General features: G+C 44.9%; 1 protein-coding gene. It reads left to right on the forward strand.

Features of this window, described 5'->3' with window-relative positions; all coding sequences use genetic code 11:
* Window positions 1-1,036: TolC family protein (locus A3766_RS03960; RefSeq protein ID WP_068641720.1), on the forward strand; the 1,036-nt coding region annotated here is incomplete at both ends.

Consider the following 1,036-nt stretch of genomic DNA (forward strand, 5'->3'; position numbering starts at 1 on the left):
CGGAAGAAAGCAATGGAACCTTGCAAACGACTAAGTTAGTTCAAGCTCAGTCTGAGCAAGGAGGCTTGCTTTCCCTATCTGATGTGCTCACTAGAGCTCGCGCCAATGATTTCAGGCTAAAGTCCCTGGGTATTCAGGCGAAGGCTTTTGAAGCTGAGGCAAAAGCGAGTGATTTTTTGCCAGACCCAACTCTGTTTGCGGCGATACAGAGCTTACCGACAGACACATTTGAATTTGATCAGGAGCCTATGACCCAATTACGGGTAGGCGTCAGACAAATGTTCCCCAAAGGCGACACCTTATCGCTGCGCGAAGATATTAATCAGGAGCAAGTGGGTCTTCAGACCGTCAAGCAGGAAGCTTACTGGATAGGGCGTAAACAAAGCATTGAAAAAGCTTGGTTAGAAGCTTGGTTTTGGCAGCAGAACATTGAACTCATTTCGGAAGACCGTGTATTTCTAGAGCAAATACATGAATTCATTCAATCATTATATGAAGTTGGCAGTAAGGATCAGAGCGACCTGATTGGCGCGGAACTCGAACTCATCAAGTTAGAAGAGCGTTTGATCAAAGCAAGACGAAGTTTTCAAAAGAATCTGGATAGCCTTAATACCCTCGCTAACGAAACGCTGACGAGTACTCAATTGCCAAAGAAATTGGAATCTTTTGATACTTCAACACTGACTTTGGCTAAATCAAACGACCTTGTTTCTTCCTTACAAAACCATCCAAAAATTCGTTTGATAAATCAGAAAATTAACATTGCAAAAAGCAAAGTGAATTTGACCGAGCAGTCTTTGGAGCCCTCTTATGGTGTGGAGCTAAGCTACGGCATGAGAAGTGGCGACAATATGGATGGGTCTTCTCGTGCCGACTTCTTTTCAGCGGGTGTGAGTGTTCAGTACCCCTTTTTCAATCGAGGTCAGCAATCCAGCCAGATCAGCGCGGCTAAGCATCGTCAGGCAGCTATTGAGTTGGAGCGTTCAGAAGCATTAGAGCAAGCTCGCTTTACGTTGAAAGATCTCGCCAACCAATA

It is taken from the genome of Oleiphilus sp. HI0132, from assembly GCF_001635845.1.